Below are 518 nucleotides of genomic sequence, written 5' to 3' on the forward strand. Positions count from 1 at the left end.
GCGACCTTCTTGCCCGCGTTGAGGACGTCGGCGGCGCGTTGCAGATCGTCGGCGTAGGGCACCGTTTTCGGCGCGCGATAGCCGACGCCCGAATGCACCGTGCCGTGCTTGCGGCCGGGCGGTTCGTAGTCGAGGTCTTGCAGATCGTTCGGCAGGATGAGCGCCGTTACCCTGCGTTCAGCGAGCGCGGTGCGAATCGCGCGATCGACCAGATGCCGAATCTGGGAAGGCACGCTCGCCTGCTGCACGAAGGCGCCCGCGACGTCCTTGAACATCGCGGACAGATCGAGCTCCTGCTGATAGTGACCGCCGAGCGATGCGCGCGCCTGTTGTCCGGCGATGGCGAGCACCGGCATGTGATCCATGCGGGCATCGTAGAGACCGGTGAGCAGATGCGAGGCGCCCGGTCCCGAAGTCGCGATGCACACGCCGAGTTCACCCGTGAACTTCGCGTGCGCGGAGGCCATGAAGGCGGCCATTTCCTCGTGGCGCGCCTGAATGAATTCGATCTTTCCGTT

General features: G+C 65.4%; 1 protein-coding gene. It reads right to left on the reverse strand.

Annotation, left to right across the window (positions count from 1 at the left end; translation table 11 throughout):
- Window positions 1-518: thiamine pyrophosphate-binding protein (locus NCR35_RS19630; RefSeq protein ID WP_250535758.1), on the reverse strand; the 518-nt coding region annotated here is incomplete at both ends.

The sequence above is a fragment of the Caballeronia sp. AZ10_KS36 genome, assembly GCF_023631105.1.
Taxonomy (GTDB): domain Bacteria; phylum Pseudomonadota; class Gammaproteobacteria; order Burkholderiales; family Burkholderiaceae; genus Caballeronia.